Annotated in this window: 22 protein-coding genes; 13 read left to right on the top strand and 9 right to left on the bottom strand. The window is 55.6% G+C overall.

Annotation, left to right across the window (positions count from 1 at the left end):
• Nucleotides 1–33: 33 nt before the first annotated feature.
• Both bioA and ACIP6T_RS02020 read left to right on the top strand, forming a co-directional pair.
• Nucleotides 34–1,329 carry an adenosylmethionine--8-amino-7-oxononanoate transaminase gene (bioA, locus tag ACIP6T_RS02025; protein ID WP_400455090.1) on the top strand — a complete coding sequence of 432 codons (1,296 nt, stop codon included), beginning with the start codon at nucleotides 34–36 and terminating at the stop codon, nucleotides 1,327–1,329.
• 29 nt (nucleotides 1,330–1,358) lie between these two features.
• The gene (locus tag ACIP6T_RS02020; protein ID WP_097094519.1) at nucleotides 1,359–1,835 is read left to right on the top strand and encodes a kinase inhibitor; all 477 of its coding nucleotides are present in this window, start codon (nucleotides 1,359–1,361) and stop codon (nucleotides 1,833–1,835) included.
• A gap of 70 nt (nucleotides 1,836–1,905) precedes the next feature.
• Here ACIP6T_RS02020 and pgl read toward each other — a convergent pair whose 3' ends face one another.
• The gene (gene pgl, locus ACIP6T_RS02015; RefSeq protein ID WP_097094520.1) at nucleotides 1,906–2,898 is read right to left on the bottom strand and encodes a 6-phosphogluconolactonase; all 993 of its coding nucleotides are present in this window, start codon (nucleotides 2,896–2,898) and stop codon (nucleotides 1,906–1,908) included.
• A 148-nt stretch (nucleotides 2,899–3,046) separates the two neighbouring features.
• Here pgl and ACIP6T_RS02010 point away from each other — a divergent pair, with 148 nt between their 5' ends.
• The gene (locus ACIP6T_RS02010; RefSeq protein ID WP_400455086.1) at nucleotides 3,047–3,865 is read left to right on the top strand and encodes a pyridoxal phosphatase; all 819 of its coding nucleotides are present in this window, start codon (nucleotides 3,047–3,049) and stop codon (nucleotides 3,863–3,865) included.
• Nucleotides 3,866–3,921: 56 nt separating this feature from the next.
• Here the strand turns inward: ACIP6T_RS02010 and modC are convergent, their stop codons facing one another.
• The 4 genes from modC to ACIP6T_RS01990 all read right to left on the bottom strand — a co-directional run bounded on the left by modC (nucleotide 3,922) and on the right by ACIP6T_RS01990 (nucleotide 6,729).
• On the bottom strand, nucleotides 3,922–4,980 hold the full coding sequence (gene modC, locus ACIP6T_RS02005; RefSeq protein WP_097094522.1) for a molybdenum ABC transporter ATP-binding protein ModC: 1,059 nt from the start codon (nucleotides 4,978–4,980) through the stop codon (nucleotides 3,922–3,924).
• A complete protein-coding gene (gene modB / locus ACIP6T_RS02000; protein ID WP_097094523.1) occupies nucleotides 4,980–5,672 on the bottom strand; it encodes a molybdate ABC transporter permease subunit in 693 nt (230 codons plus the stop codon). Before modB ends, modC begins: the two co-directional genes overlap by 1 nt.
• A complete protein-coding gene (gene modA, locus ACIP6T_RS01995) occupies nucleotides 5,669–6,442 on the bottom strand; it encodes a molybdate ABC transporter substrate-binding protein (protein WP_097094524.1) in 774 nt (257 codons plus the stop codon). Before modA ends, modB begins: the two co-directional genes overlap by 4 nt.
• A 128-nt stretch (nucleotides 6,443–6,570) precedes the next feature.
• Nucleotides 6,571–6,729, bottom strand: a complete 159-nt coding sequence (locus ACIP6T_RS01990) for an AcrZ family multidrug efflux pump-associated protein (protein ID WP_097094525.1) — start codon at nucleotides 6,727–6,729, stop codon at nucleotides 6,571–6,573.
• Between the two features lie 118 nt (nucleotides 6,730–6,847).
• Between ACIP6T_RS01990 and modE the strand changes: the two genes are divergently transcribed.
• From modE to gpmA, 6 genes are all read left to right on the top strand, one after another.
• On the top strand, nucleotides 6,848–7,630 hold the full coding sequence (modE, locus tag ACIP6T_RS01985) for a molybdenum-dependent transcriptional regulator (protein WP_400455081.1): 783 nt from the start codon (nucleotides 6,848–6,850) through the stop codon (nucleotides 7,628–7,630).
• 76 nt (nucleotides 7,631–7,706) lie between these two features.
• Entirely contained in the window at nucleotides 7,707–9,179 is a 1,473-nt protein-coding gene (modF, locus tag ACIP6T_RS01980) for a molybdate ABC transporter ATP-binding protein ModF (RefSeq protein WP_400455079.1), read from the top strand.
• Between the two features lie 268 nt (nucleotides 9,180–9,447).
• Nucleotides 9,448–10,491 (top strand): galactose-1-phosphate uridylyltransferase, encoded by a 1,044-nt coding sequence (galT, locus tag ACIP6T_RS01975; RefSeq protein WP_097094528.1) that lies wholly within the window; start codon nucleotides 9,448–9,450, stop codon nucleotides 10,489–10,491.
• Nucleotides 10,492–11,640: a galactokinase gene (galK, locus tag ACIP6T_RS01970; protein ID WP_097094529.1), complete on the top strand. Its 1,149-nt coding sequence runs from the start codon at nucleotides 10,492–10,494 to the stop codon at nucleotides 11,638–11,640.
• Nucleotides 11,634–12,668: a galactose-1-epimerase gene (galM, locus tag ACIP6T_RS01965; RefSeq protein WP_097094530.1), complete on the top strand. Its 1,035-nt coding sequence runs from the start codon at nucleotides 11,634–11,636 to the stop codon at nucleotides 12,666–12,668. Before galK ends, galM begins: the two co-directional genes overlap by 7 nt.
• 151 nt (nucleotides 12,669–12,819) lie before the next feature.
• Nucleotides 12,820–13,572, top strand: coding sequence for a 2,3-diphosphoglycerate-dependent phosphoglycerate mutase (gpmA, locus tag ACIP6T_RS01960; RefSeq protein WP_008109047.1), 753 nt, complete (start codon nucleotides 12,820–12,822; stop codon nucleotides 13,570–13,572).
• A gap of 61 nt (nucleotides 13,573–13,633) precedes the next feature.
• On the opposite strand, the gene aroG is transcribed toward gpmA, so the two are convergent.
• Nucleotides 13,634–14,686: a 3-deoxy-7-phosphoheptulonate synthase AroG gene (gene aroG, locus ACIP6T_RS01955; protein ID WP_097094531.1), complete on the bottom strand. Its 1,053-nt coding sequence runs from the start codon at nucleotides 14,684–14,686 to the stop codon at nucleotides 13,634–13,636.
• A gap of 299 nt (nucleotides 14,687–14,985) precedes the next feature.
• On the opposite strand from aroG, the gene ACIP6T_RS01950 reads away from it, so the two are divergent.
• The 4 genes from ACIP6T_RS01950 (at nucleotide 14,986) to zitB (ending at nucleotide 20,042) form a co-directional block, all read left to right on the top strand.
• On the top strand, nucleotides 14,986–15,351 hold the full coding sequence (locus ACIP6T_RS01950; RefSeq protein WP_400455074.1) for a YbgS-like family protein: 366 nt from the start codon (nucleotides 14,986–14,988) through the stop codon (nucleotides 15,349–15,351).
• 104 nt (nucleotides 15,352–15,455) lie between these two features.
• Complete coding sequence (locus ACIP6T_RS01945) at nucleotides 15,456–16,040, top strand: response regulator transcription factor (protein WP_097094533.1); 585 nt, start codon at nucleotides 15,456–15,458, stop codon at nucleotides 16,038–16,040.
• On the top strand, nucleotides 16,022–19,108 hold the full coding sequence (locus ACIP6T_RS01940) for an ATP-binding protein (RefSeq protein ID WP_400455072.1): 3,087 nt from the start codon (nucleotides 16,022–16,024) through the stop codon (nucleotides 19,106–19,108). Before ACIP6T_RS01945 ends, ACIP6T_RS01940 begins: the two co-directional genes overlap by 19 nt.
• On the top strand, nucleotides 19,077–20,042 hold the full coding sequence (gene zitB / locus ACIP6T_RS01935) for a CDF family zinc transporter ZitB (RefSeq protein ID WP_345827061.1): 966 nt from the start codon (nucleotides 19,077–19,079) through the stop codon (nucleotides 20,040–20,042). The genes ACIP6T_RS01940 and zitB overlap by 32 nt, the downstream gene beginning before the upstream one ends.
• Here the strand turns inward: zitB and pnuC are convergent.
• The 3 genes from pnuC to ACIP6T_RS01920 form a co-directional block, all read right to left on the bottom strand.
• The gene (pnuC, locus tag ACIP6T_RS01930; RefSeq protein ID WP_400455069.1) at nucleotides 20,039–20,758 is read right to left on the bottom strand and encodes a nicotinamide riboside transporter PnuC; all 720 of its coding nucleotides are present in this window, start codon (nucleotides 20,756–20,758) and stop codon (nucleotides 20,039–20,041) included. The genes zitB and pnuC overlap by 4 nt on opposite strands.
• A 36-nt stretch (nucleotides 20,759–20,794) precedes the next feature.
• A complete protein-coding gene (gene nadA / locus ACIP6T_RS01925; protein ID WP_097094537.1) occupies nucleotides 20,795–21,856 on the bottom strand; it encodes a quinolinate synthase NadA in 1,062 nt (353 codons plus the stop codon).
• Between the two features lie 135 nt (nucleotides 21,857–21,991).
• A complete protein-coding gene (locus ACIP6T_RS01920; RefSeq protein ID WP_097094538.1) occupies nucleotides 21,992–22,498 on the bottom strand; it encodes a methylated-DNA--[protein]-cysteine S-methyltransferase in 507 nt (168 codons plus the stop codon).
• Nucleotides 22,499–22,510: the final 12 nt, after the last annotated feature.

The following is a 22,510-nucleotide window of genomic DNA, read 5'->3' as shown; positions in this document are numbered from 1 at the left end:
AACTAAATCTTTTTAAAATGGTTTACAATACGCATGTTCACTCAGGACGACCTCAACTTTGACCGCCAGCATATCTGGCATCCCTATACGTCGATGCGCGATCCCCTGCCCTGTTATCCGGTGGTGGCAGCGCACGGCTGCCAGCTACAACTGGCCGATGGACGTGAATTGGTGGATGGCATGTCGTCATGGTGGGCAGCGATTCACGGCTATAATCATCCGCGTCTTAACCAGGCACTACAGCAGCAAATGGCGCAGATGTCGCACGTGATGTTTGGCGGGATTACGCATCCGGCAGCAGTTGAGCTAAGCCGCCAGCTGATTGCCATGACGCCCGAGGCGCTTGAGTGCGTATTTCTTGCTGATTCCGGTTCGATCGCTGTCGAAGTGTCGATGAAAATGGCTCTGCAATACTGGCTGGGACGTAATCAAACGCGACAGAAATTCCTCACGCTGAAACGCGGTTATCATGGCGACACCTTTGCCGCGATGTCGGTGTGCGATCCGCAAAACTCCATGCACAGCCTGTGGCGTGGCTATTTGCCGGAGCACCTGTTTGCCGACGCGCCGCAGTGCGCATTCGATGCTGAGTGGAATGAGGCCGATTTCGCCGATTTCGCGCAGCTGGCCGAAACCCATCATCGTGACATCGCGGCGGTAATTCTGGAGCCGATTGTGCAAGGCGCAGGCGGCATGCGCTTCTATCACCCGCGTTATCTGCAGCAGGTCCGTGAGCTGTGCGATCGCTACGGTTTATTGCTGATTGCCGATGAGATCGCCACCGGCTTTGGCCGCAGCGGCAAGCTATTTGCCTGCGACCATGCGGGTATCACGCCGGACATTCTCTGCCTCGGCAAAGCGCTGACCGGGGGCACTCTGACGCTATCCGCTACGCTCACTACGCGTGAAGTCGCCGATACTATCAGCCGCAGCGCAGCAGGCTGCTTTATGCATGGCCCAACCTTTATGGGCAACCCGCTGGCCTGCGCGGTGGCGGTGGCAAGTCTGGCGATGATTAATGAAGGTCACTGGATGACACAGGTGCCCCACATTGAACAGCAGTTACGCGCGGAACTGTTGCCGCTGCGCAGTCATCACGCGGTAGCCGATGCCCGCGTGCTGGGGGCGATTGGCGTGATCGAAACGCATAAGCCGGTGAACATGGCGGCGCTGCAACAGTTCTTTGTGCAATGTGGGGTGTGGATCCGTCCGTTTGGCCGTTTGATTTATCTGATGCCACCTTATCTGATTTCTACCGCCGAGCTGACGCAGCTCACACGGGCGGTCAGCGCGGCACTGGATGTTGCGGCGCATTTCCACCATGATTGAGAACACTGCACAACTACAAAGGAGCGATCATGCGTGTATTCAGCCAGGATTTTAACGATGGCGATAAGATGCCAGAGCGGCACGTTTTCAATGGGATGGGTTATCAGGGCGACAATTTGTCACCGCATCTGGCATGGGATGATGTCCCGGCGGGCACCAAAAGCTTTGTCGTGACCTGCTACGATCCCGACGCGCCAACGGGCTCCGGCTGGTGGCACTGGGTGGTAGCGAACATTCCCGCCGAAGTAACCGTACTGCCGCAAGGTGCCGGTTCTGGCGTGGCGGAACTGCCAGAAAGCGCCATTCAGACACGCACCGATTTTGGCCAAAGCGGCTATGGCGGCGCCGCTCCACCGCAGGGCGAATCGCATCGCTACATCTTTACGGTGCATGCGCTGGATACGGACAAGATTGAGGTGGATGAAGGTGCGAGTGGCGCGATGGTTGGTTTTAACGTGCATTTTCATGCGCTAGCCAGCGCGTCGATTACGGTGAAATACGCATAATAAGAAAGGTCGCCATTAATGGCGACCCTACGACGGATTTTGTAGGGTGCGCATTTATGCGCACCTAATATCACAGTTGGTGGATGACGACCCACATCGGACCTTGTCCTACCGCGTAACGCGCCAGCGGATGCAGCAGGCCGCGCTCCTGAATTTTATACACCTCGATATGGTGCGATTTCTGCCCTGCCGCGACCAGATATTGTCCGCTATGGTCAATGTTGAAACCGCGTGGCTGCGTTTCCGTTGGCTGGAAACCTTCAATCGCCAGCACGGCACCATCTTCACTGATGCTGAACACGGTAATGGTGCTGCTGGTACGGTCGCAGGCATAAAGGAAACGGCCATCTGGCGTAATGTGAATATCGGCGGCCCACCGCGTGTCGCTGAAGTCTGGCGGCATCATATCAAGGCTCTGCACGCGCTCGACCTGGCCGTGTACGTTGTTTAATGCCCAGACATCCACCGTGCTATCCAACTCATTGACCACGTAACCGTAGGCACCGTTCGGGTGGAACGCCATATGCCGCGGACCCGCGCCTTCAACGGTGGTGACCTGCGCCTGCTCGCGCGGCGCTAACGTGCCGTCGGCATTCAGCTGGTACAGGCAGATACGATCCTGCTTCAGCGCCGGTACGAACAGCGTTTGGTTGTTCAGGTCAATATTTGCTGAATGGCAGCCGTCTAAACCGTTAATCACATGGCTTGGTGCCTGCGGCAAGCCATCGCTACCAATTGGGCTGACGCTGACGCAGGCATCGTTATACGAGCCGCAGAACAGATAGTTGCCGTGACGATCGGTGGAGATGTGCGTTGGGCTGCCCGGCAGCGGCGCTTCGCCGGCCAGGCTCAACGTACCGTCGGCCGCAATGCGGAACGCCAGTACGCGAAAATTCGGACGAGCACCGACATAGAGAAAATCTTTTTTCGGGCTCACCACCATCGGCTGCACCTGCCCGGCAACATCCGTTACCTGCAATAACGTCAGTGCGCCATCTTCCTGTAACTGCCAGGCGTGGATCTGCTGGCTCTCGGGACTGGCGGTATACACGACTTGTTTCATGCGTTTTCCTTATTCGCTGCCTGATGAAAGGGATAACTGTAGCGCGTTTCATTTTGTCGCGCTGGATTCATTTGTGCCCTGTTTTTTGTCTCAGGGCCGCTGCCGGGTGTAGACTTAACGCTTTGCTAACTCCCGGACGGAAAGTGTAATGAGCTACCGCGTAATCGCCCTTGACCTCGACGGCACCCTGCTGACCCCGAATAAAACCATTCTGCCAGAATCCATTGAAGCGCTGTCCCGCGCGCAACAGGCGGGCGTCAAAGTGCTGATCGTTACCGGTCGCCACCACTGCGCTATCCACCCTTTTTATCAGGCACTTAAGCTGGATACACCCGCAATCTGCTGTAATGGCACCTATTTGTATGATTATTCGGCGAAGAGGGTGCTGGCTGCCGATCCGCTGGATAAAAGCAAAGCTGCGCGTGTGATTGAGATGCTGGATGAAGAGAATATTCACGGCTTGCTGTATGTCGATGACGCGATGCTGTATCAAACGCCAACTGGCCACGTAACGCGTACGCTGAACTGGGCGCAGTCACTGCCGGAAGCGCAGCGCCCGCTGTTCCTGCAGGTGCCAAGCCTGGCGCAGGCCGCCATTGAAGCCAAATCGATCTGGAAATTTGCGCTGTCGCACCCCGATACGCGCGCGCTGCAGCAGTTTGCCGAGCGCACCGAAGCCGAACTCGGTCTGGCGTGCGAATGGTCGTGGCACGATCAGGTGGATATTGCGCAGGCAGGAAACAGTAAAGGCAAGCGCCTCGCTCAGTGGGTGGAGAGACAGGGCTTCAGCATGCAAGACGTGCTGGCGTTTGGCGACAACTATAACGATCTCAGCATGCTGGAACAGGTGGGATTAGGTGTGGCGATGGGCAATGCCGATGACGCGATCAAAGCGCGCGCCAAAAAGGTGATTGGTACCAATGTGGAACCGGGCATCGCTGAAGTGATCAACCAGGAAATCCTGTAACCGAAGGATGTTGCGGCGCAATTTATTGCGCCGATTTTATCAAACCGTGCAATAAATCATGCCGTAATCGACACGCTTTTAATCTGGGCATACAGCCACTGATCGGGACGAATCCCCAGCTCATCTCGCGCCCACGGCGAAATACGCGCCCACAGCTCGCTGATGCCAATGCGCAGTTTCACTTCCACCTGATCGTCAATCTCCAGCAGCTCGACCACCTTCGCCGGCAGGATATTGCGAATCGACGTATTTTGCGGTGGCTGTAGCGCCAGCGACACATCGGCCGAGGCGATGCGAATACGCAGCGGCGTTTTCAGGGGATGATTCACGCGGCTGACCCAAATGTGCTGATCGCCGAGCGACAGCGCCGTCATCGGGTAATTCGGATGCTGCTCCAGCACCTGCACACGCAGTACGCTGGTGCGTTCAGCCATCGGCAGCCACGGTCGCATTGCCGAGCTGCTCCACACTTTCTCCAGTGGCCCAAACGCCTTTACCTGGCCCGCGTCCAGCACCAGCACGTTATCCGCCAGCTGCAAAATTTCATCAAGACTGTGTGTGACGTAAAGGATGGGAATATCCACCTGCTTCGCCAGCTTTTGCAGATAGGGCATCAGCTCACGTTTGCGCGGCAAGTCCAGCGATGCCAGTGGTTCATCCATCAGCAAAATATCTGGCGCAGTCAGTAATGCGCGGCCAATCGCCACGCGCTGTTTTTCTCCACCCGACAATGAGGCCGGAAAACGACTGAGCAACGGCTCTAAACCGAGCAGCGCTACCAGCGCGTTGAACTGCGGTTTCATTGATGCCGCCATGCCATATTGCAGGTTGCCGCGCACGCGATAGTGCGGGAACAGGCGCGCATCCTGGAACACATAGCCAATACGGCGCTTTTCCGGCGGTAAATTGACCCGCGTTTCCGCATCAAACAACAGACGATCGTTCAGCTGAATCTGACCGCGCTGCGGCTGAGTCAGGCCGCCAATGGCATTAATTAATGAGGTTTTACCTGCACCGGAGACACCGAAAATCGCCGTGATACCGCTGCCGGGGATGCTGACGCTGACATCGAGCTGGTGATCGCCCAGCTGTTGAGAAATTTGCAGATTGAGCATTATGCGGCTCCCAGCCGTTTGCGGCCCCAGCGCGCCAGCAGTTCGGATGCCACCAGCGACATCAACGCCAACGCAATCGCCACAGCACACAGGCGGGCAGCCGTGCCTTCCGCACCGGGCGTTTCAATCAAAGTAAACATCGCCGACGGAATGGTGCGCGTTTCGCCGGGAATGTTGGAAACAAAAGTGATGGTCGCGCCAAATTCGCCCAGCGAACGGGCAAAGGCCAGTACTGTCCCGACAATAATGCCCGGCAAAGTGAGCGGAATGGTGATGGTGAAGAACACACGCCAGCGTCCGGCGCCAAGCGTACGCGCCGCCTGCTCCAGTTTGGTGTCGACCGCTTCAAGTGCGAGGCGAATAGCCCGCACCATCAGCGGAAAGGCCATCACCGCGGATGCCAACACCGCACCGCGCCAGCTAAAGGCAAAGGTGAAGCCGAACCAGTCATATAACCATTCGCCGATAAAGCCGCGTCGGCCCAGCGCGATCAGCAATAGGTATCCCACCACCACGGGCGGTAATACCAGCGGCAGGTGAATAAGGCTATCCACCAGGGTTTTGCCTGGAAACCGGCAGCGCGCCAGAATCCAGGCCATCATGATGCCAAACGGCAGGCTGCACAGCACCGCTACACAGGAAACTTTCAGGCTGAGAAACACAGCCTGCCATTCGGGATCGCTCAGTATCATTTCTTCGGCGTAAATCCATACTGTTTAAACACTGCAGCGGCATCCGGCCCCTGCAAATAGTTGTAGAAGGCTTCTACCGTTGCGTTCTGATGATCTTTGACAATCGCCATCGGATATTCCACGGGTTTGTGGCTATCTTCCGGGAAACGTCCCACTACCTGCACTTTTTCGCTGGCAACGGCATCCGATCCATAAACGATGCCGTAAGGCGTTTCGTTACGTTCAACCAGTGCTAGCGCAGCGCGCACATTATTCGCTGGCGCCAGCTGCGGGGATAAAGCGTCCCACGCGCCCAGTTTCTGTAATGCTTCTTTGGCATAAATTCCGGCTGGTACGTGATCCGGATCGCCCACCGCCAGCCGCTCGCCTTTTAGCAAACTCTTCCAGTCGGTTTGGTTATTGATGGTAACTGTTTTCGCTGCGTCACTTTTGGGTGCAATCAGTACTAAATCATTGCCGAGCAGCGTGTAGCGCGTGCGGGTCACTACGCTGTTTTTACCGACGACATCGTCCATCCACTGCTGATCGGCTGAGATGAACAGATCGGCAGGTGCCCCCTGATCAATCTGGCGCGCCAGCACCGATGAAGAGGCAAAAGAAGAGACCACTTCAACGCCGGTTTTCTTCTGGTATTGCGTGGCGATCTCCTGCAGCGCATTAGTCAATGACGCGGCGGCGAACACGGTGATCTTCTCCGCGGCCACAGCCTGACCGGCCAGGGTCACACTTAAAACCGTTGCAGCTGCCCAGCAGTAATGATTTTTTTGCATTTGTTGCTCCTTGTTACGTTATATATTTGATAATACAACGTGAGCACACATGCGTCATGAGATTGTTATCGGCAGGATTTTTCGGAAGTTAAAAAACAAAACGCCCGCGAGATGCGGGCGTTGAGGAATTAGTGTTGTGAGCTATTGGCAGGACGGTCTTCGCGGCGACCAAATTTAGAGATGACGTTAAAAACTTCACCCAGGCCATAAATCAGACCGAGCATAATCGCCATCACAATCGGCACCATGATGATAGCCACGGCCAGGCTTTTTAGCAGTTCCAGCATGGAAACCTCACGCAGAAAATAAAAAAGTGATTGTAACGGTTAGAGAAAAAAACGCACTGCCCTTTTCGTGCTTTTACTTTTAAGCAGTAAACTGAGCTGATTAACCAAAGGAGCTGACATGCAGGCAGAACTTTCTCTTCATATTCGTCTTCAGCAGAAGCTGTTTGCCGATCCGCGCCGTATCGAGCTGCTGAAACGCGTGCAGCAAACCGGCTCCATTAGCCAGGGCGCGAAGCTGGCGGGCATCAGCTACAAAAGTGCCTGGGACGCGATTAATGAAATGAACCAGATGGCCGATCAAATCTTAGTTGAGCGCGCTACCGGTGGCAAAGGCGGCGGTGGTGCGCAGCTAACACAGTATGGCGAGCGTCTGATTCAGCTGTTCCTGCTGATGGAGCAGATTCAGCAGAAGGCATTCGATGTGTTGCAAAACGACAGCTTGCCGCTCGACAGTCTGCTGGCGGCGATTGCACGTTTCTCGCTGCAAACCAGCGCGCGTAACCAGCTGTTTGCTACAGTGCTGGCCAGCGATCACCAGCATGTACAACAGCATATTGACGTGCTGCTCGCCGACGGCGTTACGCGTTTACAGGTGGCCATCACCGAACGCAGCGCCGAGCGGCTGCAACTCGATAGCGGCAAAGAGGTATTGGTGTTGATTAAAGCGCCGTGGATTCACGTCAGCAGCGCGCCAGGCCACAGCGGTAACCAGCTGGCGGCACACATTAGCGCCATTGAGCCTGGCGAGCTGGTTAGCGAAGTGCTAATGGCGCTGCCGAGCGGAGAGACGCTATGCGCCACCGTCACCAACGACGAGGTTAAACAGCAGAATCTACAGGTTGGCGCCAGTGTGACCGCCAGTTTTAATGCCGAACACGCCATCATCGCCACACTGCTCTGAATTCAGCGCCATGATTTGACTTCGCGGGTATCGCTGGTTAAAACAGAACGACACGATGCAAAAAACGGAATGAATCATGGCTTCATTGCAAATTTCGCAAGGCACATTTCACCTTAGCGACTCCCGAGCACTGTCCCTTCGCGATTTAACCCTCAACAGCGGCGAAAGCTGGGCCTTCGTCGGCGCAAATGGCAGCGGTAAATCGTCGCTGGCGCGCGCCCTCTCCGGCGAGTTATTGCCGGGTAAAGGCAGCGTGCGGCAGGATTTCCAACGCCGTGCACGTCTTTCACTCGAGCAGCTGCAGAAGCTGGTGAGCGATGAGTGGGAACGCAATAACACCGACCTGCTAAGTGATGGCGAAGACGATACCGGTCGCACGGCTGCGCAGATCATCCAGGACGAAGTTAAAGATGACGCGCGCTGTCAGACGCTGGCGCAGCAATTTGGTATCAGCTATTTGCTGGATCGCCGCTTTAAATATCTCTCCACCGGTGAAACGCGCAAAACGCTGCTGTGTCAGGCGCTGATGGCGCGACCGGATCTGCTGATCCTCGATGAACCTTTTGATGGGCTGGATGTGGCATCACGCGCCAGCCTGGCACACACTCTCAACGATCTGCATCAAAACGGTTACACCGTGGTGCTGGTGCTGAATCGCTTTGACGATATTCCCGATTTCGTGGAGAAAGTGGGCGTGCTGGCGGAATGCACGCTGATGCATGTGGGCGAGCGTCGTGCCGTGCTGGCCGAGGCGCTGGTAGCACAGCTGGCGCACAGCGAGACGCTTTCCGGCATGGCGCTGCCGGAAGCAGATCAGCCCGATCAACTGCCGCAGCTGGCCGAAGATGCGCCGCGCGTGATACTGCGTAACGGCGTGGTGTCGTACAACGATAAAGCGGTAATTGATGGTTTAACCTGGCAGGTGAATCCCGGTGAACACTGGCAGATTGTTGGGCCGAACGGCGCAGGAAAATCGACCCTGCTCAGTTTGGTCACCGGCGATCATCCGCAGGGATACAGCAACGATTTAACGCTATTCGGTATCCGACGCGGCAGCGGCGAAACCATCTGGGATATCAAGCAGCATATCGGCTACGTTAGTAGCAGCTTGCACCTTGATTATCGCGTCAGCTGCAATGTGCGCACGGTGGTGCTTTCCGGTTTCTTCGATTCCATTGGCCTGTATCAAGCGGTGTCCGATCGGCAAAAAGCCCTGGCGCGGCAGTGGCTGGCGCTGCTCGGCATGGATAATCAGCTGGCCGACGCGCCATTTCACAGTTTGTCGTGGGGACAACAGCGGCTGGTGCTGATTGCGCGTGCGCTGGTCAAACATCCCACGCTGCTGATCCTCGATGAACCACTGCAAGGACTTGATCCGATAAACCGCCAGCTGGTGCGTCGCTTTGTCGATGTGCTGATTGGTGAAGGCCGTACACAGCTGCTGTTTGTGTCCCATCATGCCGAAGATGCTCCGCAGTGCATCACGCATCGCTTAAGTTTTGTCGCGCAAGAACAGGGTTACGGTTTCCTGCAGGAAGCACTGCGGTAATTGGCGGTCGCCATTAATGGCGACCCTACGAAAGCGCTTAGTAGGATGCGCATTCATGCGCACCGGAATTAAAATCCCCCCTTAATGTAACCGCTACCATTTCATTGCCTGGTAAATCAACAATCACACGCGATAACCCCACAAAATGAGAATCGTCACCTTGTGTAAACGATACCATTTATCCAGACTGGATCACGCTTTCACGCGGGTCTTTGTGCTACTTTGATCAAAATCATTTTTATCTTTTTGCCGTTTACCAGGACTTATCATGGAAAAATTTAACCCGGTTGATCATCCGCATCGCCGCTATAACCCATTGATCGACCAATGGGTGCTGGTTTCGCCGCATCGCGCTAAGCGTCCGTGGCAGGGCGCGCAGGAAACGCCGGCGCTGGAACAGCTGCCCGCTCACGATCCTGATTGTTTCCTGTGTGCTGGAAACACCCGCATTACCGGCGACAAAAATCCCAACTACAAAAGCACCTATGTCTTTACCAACGACTTTGCTGCGCTGATGACCAATACGCCCGACGCGCCGCAGAGCGAAGATGTGTTGATGCGCTGCGAAAGCGCGCGCGGCACCAGTCGCGTAATCTGCTTCTCGCCGGACCACAGCAAAACGCTGCCTGAGCTGCCGCTGAGCGGCCTGGAAGACATTGTGCGTACCTGGCAGGAACAGACCGCCGACCTCGGGCAGCATTACCCTTGGGTTCAGGTGTTCGAAAACAAAGGTGCGGCGATGGGCTGCTCTAATCCCCATCCGCACGGCCAGATTTGGGCCAACAGTTTCTTACCTAACGAAGCGCAAAAAGAAGACAACAATCAGCGCCGTTATTTTGATGAGAAAGGTTCGCCGCTGCTGGTTGATTATGCGGCGCGCGAACTGAAAGATGGCAGCCGCACGGTGGTGGAAACCGAGCACTGGCTGGCGGTCGTGCCCTGGTGGGCCGCCTGGCCGTTTGAAACGCTGCTGCTGCCAAAAGCCCATGTGAAGCGCATTACCGATTTAACGGAACCGCAGCGCACCGATCTGGCGCTGGCGCTCAAGCAGCTGACCAGCCGCTACGATAACCTGTTCCAGTGCTCATTCCCCTATTCGATGGGTTGGCACGGTGCGCCGTTTAACGGTGAAGCCAACGATCACTGGCAGCTGCATGCCCATTTCTATCCACCGCTGCTGCGTTCAGCCACGGTGCGCAAATTTATGGTTGGCTATGAAATGCTGGCCGAAACCCAACGTGATTTAACGGCGGAACAGGCAGCTGAACGTCTGCGTTCTGTCAGCGATGTCCATTTCCGCGAGGCGCAATAAATGTCATTAAAATCCATTACTCAACAGGTTTTCGCTGACACTTTCGGCTATCAACCCACCCACAGCATTCAGGCGCCGGGCCGCGTGAATTTGATCGGCGAACACACTGACTATAACGATGGCTTCGTGCTGCCGTGCGCCATCGATTATCAAACCGTGATTGCCTGCGCCAAACGCGATGATCGTGAAGTGCGCGTGATTGCCGTTGATTACGACAATCAGCAAGACAGTTTCTCGCTGGATGCACCCATTGAGCCGTTAAAAGAGCCGATGTGGGCCAACTACGTGCGCGGCGTGGTGAAACATCTGCAGAAACGCGATGCCAGCTTTGGCGGCGTGGATATGGTGATCAGCGGCAACGTGCCACAGGGCGCAGGCTTAAGTTCATCGGCATCTCTGGAAGTGGCGGTCGGCACCGTGTTCCAGCAGCTGTATGCGTTGAAGCTGGACGGCGCCGCCATTGCGGTGAACGGTCAGGAAGCCGAGAACCAGTTTGTAGGCTGTAACTGCGGCATTATGGATCAGCTGATTTCTGCGCTCGGCCAACCCGATCACGCCATGCTGCTCGATTGCCGCACGCTGGGTACGCGCGCGGTCTCCATGCCGGAAGACATCGCGGTGGTGATCATCAACTCTAATTTCAAGCGCACCCTGGTGGGCAGCGAATACAATACGCGTCGCGAACAGTGTGAAACCGGCGCCCGCTTCTTCAACAAACCCGCACTGCGTGATGTCACGCTGGAGGAGTTTGCAGCCTCCGAAGGTGAGCTGGATGCGCTGGTAGCGAAGCGCGTGCGCCACGTCATTACGGAAAATGCGCGTACGCTGGAAGCGGCCGATGCCTTAAGCGCGGGCGATCTGAAGCGTATGGGCGAACTGATGGCTGAATCACATGCCTCGATGCGTGATGATTTTGAAATCACCGTACCGCAAATCGATCAGCTGGTTGAAATTGTGAAAGCAGAGCTCGGCCCGCGCGGCGGCGTGCGCATGACCGGCGGCGGTTTCGGCGGCTGTATTGTGGCGCTGATGCCAATCGATCTGGTCGATGCCGTGAAGGCGGCAGTGGCCGCAAAGTATGAAGCGCAAACCGGCATTAAAGAAACCTTCTACGTGTGCAAAGCCTCCGCAGGAGCAGGCCAATGGTAACTGACGTTAATTCACACGCGCCAGATGGGCAACCGTGGCGCATCACCGTGTTGCGCAATCGCAACGGCATGGTCGCCACCTTTATGGATTGGGGCGCCACCTGGCTATCGGCACGCGTGCCAATGCGCGATCACAGCGTGCGTGAAGCGCTGCTCGGCTGCGCCACACCGTCCGATTATCTGCATCAGGATGCCTATCTCGGCGCTACCATCGGCCGCTACGCCAACCGCATCGCCTCGGCAGAACTTAAGCCGCTTAATCTGCTGCTGGCCGCTAATCAAGGTGCACATCAGCTGCACGGCGGACCGGAAGGTTTTGATAAACGTCGCTGGCAAATTCTTAGCCAGAGCGAAAGCGAGGTGCACTATCGCCTCGATTCGCCCGATGGCGATCAGGGTTATCCCGGCAATTTGATTGCTGACGTGATCTATCACCTGGATGATGATAATTGCCTGTCGATTCGCTATGAAGCGAAGACGGATAAACCCTGCCCGGTCAATCTGACCAATCATGCTTACTTTAACCTTGATGCGCATCATGGCGATGCGCGCCAGCATCGCTTACAACTGCACGCCGATCGTTACTTGCCGGTGGATAGCGAGGGAATCCCCAACGCGCCGCTGAAAGAAGTGGCTGGAAACAGTTTTGATTTCCGCCAGCCGAAGCGCGTCGCTGATGAGTTCCTTGCCGATGACGATCAAAAAGCGGTGAAAGGTTATGACCATGCCTTTTTACTCAACACGGCAGGCGACAGCAGCCAGCCCGCGGCCCATTTGTGGTCTGCGGATGGCAAGCTGGAGTTGAGCGTTTTTACCGCCGCACCGGCGCTGCAATTTTATACGGGTAACTATTTAGCGGGCACCCGCGCCCGTGAGCAAGACAGCTATACTGCTTTCCAGGGCATTGCTCTTGAAAGTGAATTTTTACCGGATTCGCCCAACCATGCTGAATGGCCGCAGCCCGATTGCTGGCTGCAACCTGGCGACAGCTGGCAGTCCGTGACGCGTTATCGCTTCACGCCGCACTGAGCCGCCGGATGAAAAACGCGCACTGCGTCACCGACAGGCTTACGCAGTGCGCTGTTTTCGGCTATGGTATGGCGCTATTAGTGAGCCGCTTCTTAGGCGGCCGCAGCCGGTTTCAATACTAATCGTAAATCGAGCATTAAGGAGTAAAGCTATGGCCGTAACTAAGCTGGTACTGGTGCGACACGGCGAAAGCCAGTGGAACCAGGAAAACCGCTTCACCGGATGGTACGACGTGGATCTGTCTGACAAAGGTCGCACGGAAGCCAAAGCAGCTGGTCAGCTGCTGAAGAAAGAAGGTTTCGTGTTTGATTTTGCTTACACCTCAGTGCTGAAGCGCGCTATCCACACGCTGTGGAACGTGCTGGATGAACTGGATCAGGCCTGGCTGCCGGTTGAGAAAACCTGGCGTCTGAACGAGCGTCACTACGGTGCGCTGCAAGGTTTGGATAAAGCAGAAACCGCCGCTAAATACGGTGACGAGCAAGTTAAACAGTGGCGTCGTGGCTTTGCCATCACGCCACCGGAACTGGACCGCGCTGATGAGCGTTTCCCAGGCCACGATCCGCGTTACGCTTCACTGACTGACGCGCAGCTGCCAACCACCGAAAGCCTGGCGCTGACCATCGAACGTGTTATTCCTTACTGGAACGAAAGCATTCTGCCGCGCATCAAGAGCGGTGAGAAAGTGATCGTTGCCGCACACGGTAACTCCCTGCGCGCACTGGTAAAATACCTCGATAACCTGAGCGAAGATGAAATCCTTGAACTGAACATCCCAACTGGCGTGCCGTTGGTGTATGAGTTCGACGAAAACTTCAAGCCGCTCAAACGTTACTATCTGGGTGATGCTGACGAGATCGCTGCGAAAGCAGCAGCCGTTGCCAACCAGGGTAAAGCCAAGTAAGCGAACGCTGAAACGCAAAAAGGCCAGACTCGCGTCTGGCCTTTTTTATTGCACGCCGCGATTAACCGCGACGCTGTTTAACCGCCTGCGCCAGTTGACGCAATGCTTTCTCGGTATCTGCCCAGCCGATGCACGCATCGGTCACGCTCTGGCCATACACCAGCGCTTTACCGCTTTCGAGGCTCTGGTTACCTTCTACCAGATGGCTCTCAATCATCACGCCGGTAATCGCCTGCTCGCCGCCCGCAATCTGCTGCGCCACGTCGTCAGCAACCACCATCTGACGCTGGAACTGCTTGCTGCTGTTGGCATGGCTAAAGTCGATCATCACCTGTGGACGCAGATCCGCTTTCTCCAGACCGATTTTCACCGCGGCTACATGTTCAGCGCTGTAGTTCGGCTCTTTGCCGCCGCGCAGAATGATGTGGCAATCTTCGTTACCGCTGGTTTCGACAATGGCCGAGTGGCCATACTTGGTGACGGAGAGGAAGCAGTGTGGCGCGCTGGCCGCACCAATGGCGTCAATCGCCACTTTAATGGTGCCATCGGTGCCGTTTTTGAAACCAACCGGGCACGAAAGGCCAGAAGAGAGTTCACGATGCACCTGTGATTCGGTGGTACGCGCGCCAATCGCGCCCCAGCTCATCAGATCGGCCATATATTGCGGTGTGATCATATCGAGGAACTCACCCGCCGCCGGCAAACCCATATCGTTGATATCCACCAGCAGCTTGCGCGCCAGGCGCAGACCGTCGTTGATCTGGAAGCTGCCATCCATAAAGGGATCGTTGATCAGCCCTTTCCAGCCGACCGTGGTACGCGGTTTTTCAAAATACACGCGCATCACCACTTCTAAATCATCTTTGAGCTCTTCACGCAGTTGCAGCAGGCGCGCCGCATACTCTTTCGCCGCTTTAGTATCATGAATTGAGCAAGGACCGATGACCACCAGCAAACGATCATCCTGACCGTGCAAAATGCGGTGAATCGCCTGACGTGATTGGGCAACGGTTTCGGCAGCTTTATCGGTGGCGGGGAATTTTTCAAGCAAGGCAACAGGAGGAAGTAACTCTTTGATCTCTCTGATGCGCAAATCGTCGTTCTGGTAATCCATACATAATTCCATTCAAATTTCTGGCCCAACGTCCGCCGGGCGCAACCCGCCCACTTTAGCCCTTCGTGCGTCGGGTGTAAATTACGCGCGGAGGTTAAATGTACATCTCAAATTTGCATTTACCCATCCCTGCGCTAAGCTTTTTAAATGTAAGCACTAAGGATCGATGTGTTTGCAAAATTTAATATTTAAGCGAAGCGTATAAGGTGGAATTTTATTCCATCGCGGCACGCTATTTTCGTCAATCAACACCAGCCGGTGTTAGACGGCAACTATCCATTAATTACCGGAGCATAATGATGAATAAGTTTGCAATTATCTTTCTGACGGCAGCGATGACTTTAAGTAGCGGTGCGGTCATGGCTGCAGATAACTCTTCAGACAATAATGGCGCAGCTAATGCTGCAGCTGAAGCGGGCGCAGCAGCAGGCGATGCAAAACAGAACCTGCCACCGAATAACGTTGATAACAGTAAAATCAACAACGGCAGCACCAATACTAATAGCGCGACAACCTCAGGCACTGATTCAAGCAATATGTCAGCAAGCCAGGTTCACAAAAACAGCATGTGTAAAGATGGCAAATGCCCGGATATGAATAAGAAAGTCGACACTAAAGAAGGTGGCGGCCACGTTAAACACAAAACTGATGGTACTTCTCAATAAGCTTACCCGCAGTTTTAATAAGGGAGAGCTTCGGCTCTCCCTTTTATTTTGCCCGGTGCCCTTTTCCGCTATGCTGAAGCAATGAAATTCACAGGAAATGGTTCATGGCTTCACTGCTGCTTATTGATGATCACCCGTTAGTCGAAGTCGCACTGGAAGCGGCCTGCGTCAACGCCCCCATTACGCTCAACATCCATGCCGCTGGCGATGAAGCTCAGGCGCGGCAGCTGTTGCAGCGTCACGCCATCGATTTGATTGTGCTCGACATCGGCTTACCGGATTGCGACGGGTTGGAGCTGCTTCGCCGTTTACGCATGCGCCATCCGCATTGCCCCGTGCTGATCTATTCAGCACAGCAGAGCCGCCACACGCTGCTCACTGCGGTTTCACTCGGCGCCGCCGGTTACGTGGTGAAAAGCCAAAGTATGGCGCAATTATTGAGTGCGATTCTGGCGGTGCTGGGCGGTCAACAGGCTTTTCCACCGCTACCTGAACGTATCGAACTGCCGCTGACCGAGAAAGAGCAGCAGATCGTTGCGCTATTGGTACGCGGACTGTCAAATTTGCAGATAGGCGAACAGCTGCATATCAGCAATAAAACCGTCAGCACCCATAAGAAGAACATCCTGGAAAAAACCGGCGTGCACTCGGTGGTTGAGCTGGCCGAGCTGTGGAAAGCGCAGCAGTGAGAAAACTGTTTCTATTGGTTTTGCTATTGCTGAGTCTGCCAGCGAGAGCCGATTTGCTACCCGCCAGCAGCGTGATGTTACCCGCGATGATGCCCGCGCCGCATGCCGAGCCATGGTCTGGCGCGACATTACGGGTGGCGGTACCAGCGCAGAATAGCGCCCCCTGGGCGATGCGTATTGGCGATCGCATCTGGGGTATTGATGCCGATTATCTCAGCGCACTCAGTCAGCTCACCGGCACTCGCTTTACGCTGCAAAGCTATGCGGATCGCGCGCAGCAGCTGGCGGCGCTACAGCGCGGCGACGTGGATTTCGTGTTAAGCACCGAGCACGCCGCCTCACCTCCTGAGGTGCTTCTCAGCGATAGCTGGTACAGCAGCCCGATTCGCATCTATCGCAATCGCGATAATCAGCGTGCGGTGATGTTCAACAGCGATACCGCACAGCTCACCATTGCCGATGCCACGCTCGCGCAGCTGCCAACCGCGTTTGTGCAGCAGCATCGCTGGCATAGCTTACCGGGCGATTTGCAGGCGCTATACGCGCTGCTTAACCAACAAAGTGATTATCTGATTGCCGATGACGCCAGCGCAGGTTTTCTGCTTGACCAGTTGCAACAGGGACAAATTTACCAGATTGCTGCCGATCCCGGTGCGGGTGAGCTGACGTTACGCGCACTGGCCAAAGACGCCGCCTTGATTCACTGGCTTAACGGCCAGCTTCGTTTGCTGCCTGCCGAGTTTAGCAATCGCGTGCAGCAGCGCTGGAGTCCGCCGCTGCTGCGTTATCAGGACACGCAAACGCTGATGCTTTCCACCAGCGAGAAACAGTGGCTAACGCAGCATAGAGAGATTCCTTACGCGGTCGAAGCCGATAATGCACCATGGAGCTACCGCGATAGCAGCGGCAATGCACGAGGCTTTGGCATCGATTTACTCAATGCGCTAAGCCAAAGTACCGGCCTGCATTTTACGCCGCGCTGGGTTAACAATGCGCAACAGGCCGCCACGTTATTGCAGCAGCAGCAGGTCATGCTAAACCTGTTGCAGCCGCTGTTCGGCGACGATGCCAGCAGCAATACCTTGCCAGTGTGGCGTGCGATTTGGGGAATTTACACGCTCTCAACGCATCCACCAATGAGTTGGCAATCCCTGCAAGGACAGCGTGTGGGCGTATTGCGTGGCGATTTGGCGCAGCGTTTACTGCCCTCCAGCATCACGCCACAGCTTTTTGACGATCGTGCACAGCTCTGGCAGGCGCTAAATAACGGCCAGATTGATGCGTTAGTCGATAATGTCCTTTCCGCCCGCTGGCGTATGGCGAGCCATGCCGACAATCGTATTCATTTGGCTTTCGCCGCCAGCGATATTGCCTGGCCACTGGCGCCACAGGTTAGCGTTGCGCAGCCGGAACTGCGTGCGCTGCTCGATCACGCGCTGCAGCAGATCCCCTCTGATACGCTGAGCCAAATGCGCCTGAGCTGGTCGCAGCCTCCGCAGCCGGGCACCACTATGGCGATGCGTAATATCCCGCTGATGATCCTCATTGCGGCTGGCATTACTATCCTGCTGCTGCTGGCGCTCCTGCTGCGGCGCTATTGGCAACAGCGCCGCGATAGGCTGCAGCGGGAGCAGGCCGAGCGCGCCAATGCCGCCAAAAGCCAATTTCTCGCCACCGCCAGCCATGAATTGCGCACGCCGATGCAGGCGATCCTCGGCTTGCTGGAGCTGGAACAGCAGCAGCATCCGAGTGAACGATTAACGCTGATGCACAGCAGCGCGCGATCGCTGATGGCGCTGCTTAACGATTTACAGGATCACGCGAGGATTGAAAGCCAAAGTTTCCGCCTCGCACCACGTCCGCTTAACCTGGCGCATTGGCTGCACCAGCAGCAGCAGTTCTACCACCCTTTAATGCGGGATGCGGGACCGAATTTGGTCGCTGATGCGCTCACGCCGCTGCCGACCTGCGTGCTGCTGGATGGCGATCGCCTGCAGCAGGTGGCGAATAATCTGGTGGCTAACGCGCTGAAGTTTACCCGCGAGGGAGAAGTGCGCATTACGCTGGCCGTTGATCAACATATCCAGCTTACCGTGGCCGACAGTGGTAGCGGTATTCCGTTCAGCGAGCAGGCGCAGCTGTTCGAGCCGTGGTATCAGGCGCCGTCCGGCAAAAGTCATGCGGTACAAGGCAGCGGGCTAGGTCTGTTTATCTGTCGCGAAATCGTGCAACGCATGGGCGGTTCGCTGGCGCTTACCTCAGCGCCAGGCCACGGCACCACGGTAAGCGTGCAGCTCCCGCTGGTATTAAGTGATGAGCCGTTGACTGAACGTGCGGAAAGCTGGCCACATTATCCCCAATTACGTGTCGCAATCGTTGACGATCATCCCACCAATCTTTTAGTGATGCAGCAGCAGCTGGCGAACTTTGGGGTGCAGGCTGAGGTGTTTGAAGATGGCCGCAGGCTGCTGCAGGCCGATGCCCGGATGCCGTTTGACCTTCTGTTTATTGATCAAATGATGCCACGTCCCGATGGTTTGACCCTGCTGCGCATCCTGCGCCGTCGTCAGCGCCAGCGTGGTAAAACCATGCTACGCGTGCTCTGTTCCGCCGATGTGCAGCTGTTGAAAATGGCGCTGCGGAACGATGAAGCGTTGCTGCTTAAACCCATCGAACTCGATCATCTGGCGCCGCTGCTGGCGCGCGCGGTAAAGGATCCCCTGGAAGTGCTGCCAAACAGTCTGCTGACTCTGGCGCAAAACAATCCAGCTTTTATCCCCCGTATCGGGCAAACATTGCAGCGCACGCTGCAACAGGATCGCGATGCGCTGTTAAAAGCCCACCATACGCAGAATTGGGCCGAGCTGGAGCACGCTGCGCACCGGATGAAAGGAAGCTGGCTAATGCTGGGCATTGATGAGGTTGCCGAGCAGTGCCAGCAGCTGATCGCACAGGCTAGACAGCAGCAGTTGAACGTTGATGATCTCAATTTACTGATATCATTAACAAACAGGTTACTTAAACAACTGGAAAATTATGGCACACACTCACTCGCACAGCGCATCTAACAGCAACCGCACGCGACTGGCGGCTGCATTCGGCGTAACGGCGCTGTTTATGGTGGCCGAAGTGGTCGGCGGGATCGTTTCCGGCTCGCTGGCGCTACTGGCCGATGCTGGACATATGTTGACCGATGCTGCTGCGCTGCTAATGGCATTACTGGCCGTACAGTTTGCCCAACGCAAACCTAACGCGCGTCATACCTTTGGCTTGCTGCGTCTGACCACGCTGGCGGCGTTCGTCAATGCCATTGCGCTGCTGGTGATTACGGTTCTGATTGTTTGGGAGGCGCTACGTCGCTTCTATCAGCCACAGCCGATTGCTGGCGGTTTGATGCTCGGTATCGCCATTGCCGGGCTGCTGGCTAACCTGCTGTCATTCTGGCTGCTGCATCGCGGCAGTGAAGAGAAAAATCTCAACGTGCGCGCTGCAGCGCTGCACGTGCTCGGCGATTTACTCGGTTCGGTTGGTGCGATTGTCGCCGCCGTGATCATTATGCTGACCGGCTGGACGCCAATCGATCCGATTTTGTCGCTGCTGGTGTCATTGCTGGTGGTGCGGAGCGCCTGGTCGTTACTGCGCGAAAGTCTGCATGAGTTACTGGAAGGCGCGCCAGCCCATATTGATGCCAATAAACTTTCACGCGAGCTCACACGCACTATTGATGAAGTGCGTAATGTGCATCACGTGCATCTTTGGCAAGTGGGCGAAAAACCGGTGTTGACGTTACATGTGCAGGTCATTCCGCCTTACGATCACGACGGCCTGCTACAGCGTATACATCACTTTTTGCACCAGCATTATCAGATTGCCCATGCCACGGTACAGATGGAGTATCAGCCGTGTAGCGGAACAGATTGTGAGCTCGGTTTAGATGGCCATTCCGCGCAGCACGATCATCATGATCATACCGCGCTGGAAGGCCACGCCCATCATCATTAATGTGACAGCGCACGCGAGCCCCGTTCGCGTGCGCTTTGCATCCACAGCCGCGAACCATTAAGCGCAATCAGCGTGAGAATGACGTATTCAAGCGACATCGCATACACGCCCTGGCGCGCGAAGATCATCACGCTGATGACGTTGATGACCACCCAAAGCAGCCAGTTCTCGACGTATTTACGCGTCATCAAAATCATCGCCACAATCGACAGCACCATCATGCATGAATCCCAGAACGGGAACGCATCCGGCTGCAATTGTGGCATCGCGACGTTCAGGCCGACACTCTGCATAATGCCCACCGCCGTTTTGGTCAGGAAGGCAAAAACCGGGTCGATGTAAACCGTCATTAGCGCTATCGCTAACACGCATGCAACGCCCCAGCCCATCGCTTTCGGCAGCGGCAGCCAGCGGATTCGCAACTCGGTTTCGTTATTGCTGGTTTGTCGGCTCCATGCATACCAGCCATAGACGTTGGCGACAAAGAAAAACAGCTGCAGCAATAGGCTAGCGTAAAGCTGAATTTGGAAGAAGATCACCGCAAACAACGTGACGTTGATCAGGCCGAAAAAGTAGTTAATGATTTTTTCGAGGCTGGCTAGCCAGATACACAACAGGCCCGCGACGGTGCCGACGGCTTCAATCCACGACAGATCGTAGCCGCCAACGCCCAGCGGAATGTGAACCAGAATATTTTGTGTGCTAAAGAAGTCCATGTGAGGTACCTATAGCCTAAATATGCAGGGTACGCGTCATGCGTTCCCTTTTACCTTGAGTTTAAGATCTGCAGCGAAAGATAGCATGCGATTGAGTGGGATCAACGCAGCCTCACGCAGCGCGTCTTCAACATGAATTTCATGCTCGCTGCCGCCGCGTGCTAATCCTTCGGCAATAGCTTTAAGGCCGTTCATCGCCATCCACGGACAGTGCGCACAGCTGCGGCAAGTGGCGCCTTCACCGGCGGTTGGCGCTTCCAGCAGCTCTTTATTCGGTACCGCCTGCTGCATTTTATAGAAGATGCCGCGATCGGTGGCGACGATCATCTGCGGATGCGGCAGGCTCTGCGCCGCCTGAATCAGCTGGCTGGTGGAACCGACCGCATCGGCTAAATCGACAATCGCCTGCGGTGATTCAGGATGCACCAACACCGCCGCATCCGGATAGAGCGCTTTCATACGTTGCAGCGCCTGGGTTTTGAATTCGTCATGCACGATGCACGCGCCCTGCCAGCACAGTACATCGGCACCGGACTTCTGCGTGACGTAACGGCCAAGATGGCGATCCGGCGCCCAGATGATTTTCTCGCCGAGACTATCCAGATGTTCAATCAGTTCAACCGCAATACTCGACGTCACCACCCAATCGGCGCGCGCTTTAACCGCCGCCGAGGTGTTGGCATACACCACCACGGTGCGATCGGGATGCTGATCGCAGAAGCGGTTGAACTCTTCAATAGGGCAACCAAGGTCAAGCGAACATTCCGCCTGCAACGTAGGCATTAGCACGGTTTTTTCCGGGCTGAGGATTTTTGCTGTTTCGCCCATAAAACGCACGCCCGCCACCAGCAAGGTTTTTGCTGGATGCGTGCTGCCGAAACGCGCCATTTCCAGCGAGTCTGATACGCAGCCACCGGTCTCTTCCGCCAGCGCCTGAATCTCTGGATCGGTGTAATAATGGGCCACCATCACCGCATCACGTTCTTTTAGCAAGCGTTTGATTTCGTTCTTGTAGTAGGATTTTTCATCCACACTGAGACGCGCCGGTTTCGGCGGGAAAGGATAGATCGCGTTTTCAGGATCAAACATCAGACTCATGACACGGCTCTCGTTTTCTCAATTTAACAAAATCGCCTACTGCGGCGATGATGCGGCATTAAAACCGCCATCGTGTTTTATATGCTAAACACGATAGCGGAAATACACGAGAGTGTCGTCTCTTTTTTGCGCGCTCTATAGCAACAATACGCTGCCGATAGATTTCTGTGGGCTTTCCAGTTCAAGCAGGAACGCTTTAACGCTGAGACCGCCCGCAAAGCCGGTCAGTTTTCCGTTGCTGCCAATCACGCGATGGCACGGCGCCATAATCGAAAGCGGGTTTTTACCGTTCGCCGCCCCTACCGCGCGCACCGCTTTGGGATTGCCAATTTGTTCGGCGATTTGCTGATAGCTACGGGTTTCACCAAACGGAATAGTGAGTAACGCTTGCCACACTTTTTTCTGGAATTCGGTGCCTACCGTGTCGTACGGCATATCAAACTGCTGGCGTTCACCGGCGAAATATTCGCGCAGCTGGCGTTCTGCCTCACAGAGTATCGGGTGTTGATCGTTACGGCTGATCGGCGTTAACGGCACGCGCTGCGAACCTTCGTTTTCCCACAGAATGGCCGACAATCCGTTGTCAGTAGCAATAAGCGTGAGCTCCCCAACAGGGGTGGCGATAATTTTGGCATGATACATAGTGCACCTCCG

Source organism: Pantoea sp. NPDC088449 (genome assembly GCF_044753225.1).
GTDB classification, from domain to species: Bacteria; Pseudomonadota; Gammaproteobacteria; order Enterobacterales; family Enterobacteriaceae; genus Pantoea; species Pantoea floridensis.
The sequence above is the reverse complement of the archived record's forward strand: the minus strand, read 5'-3'. Positions and strand labels throughout refer to the sequence as shown.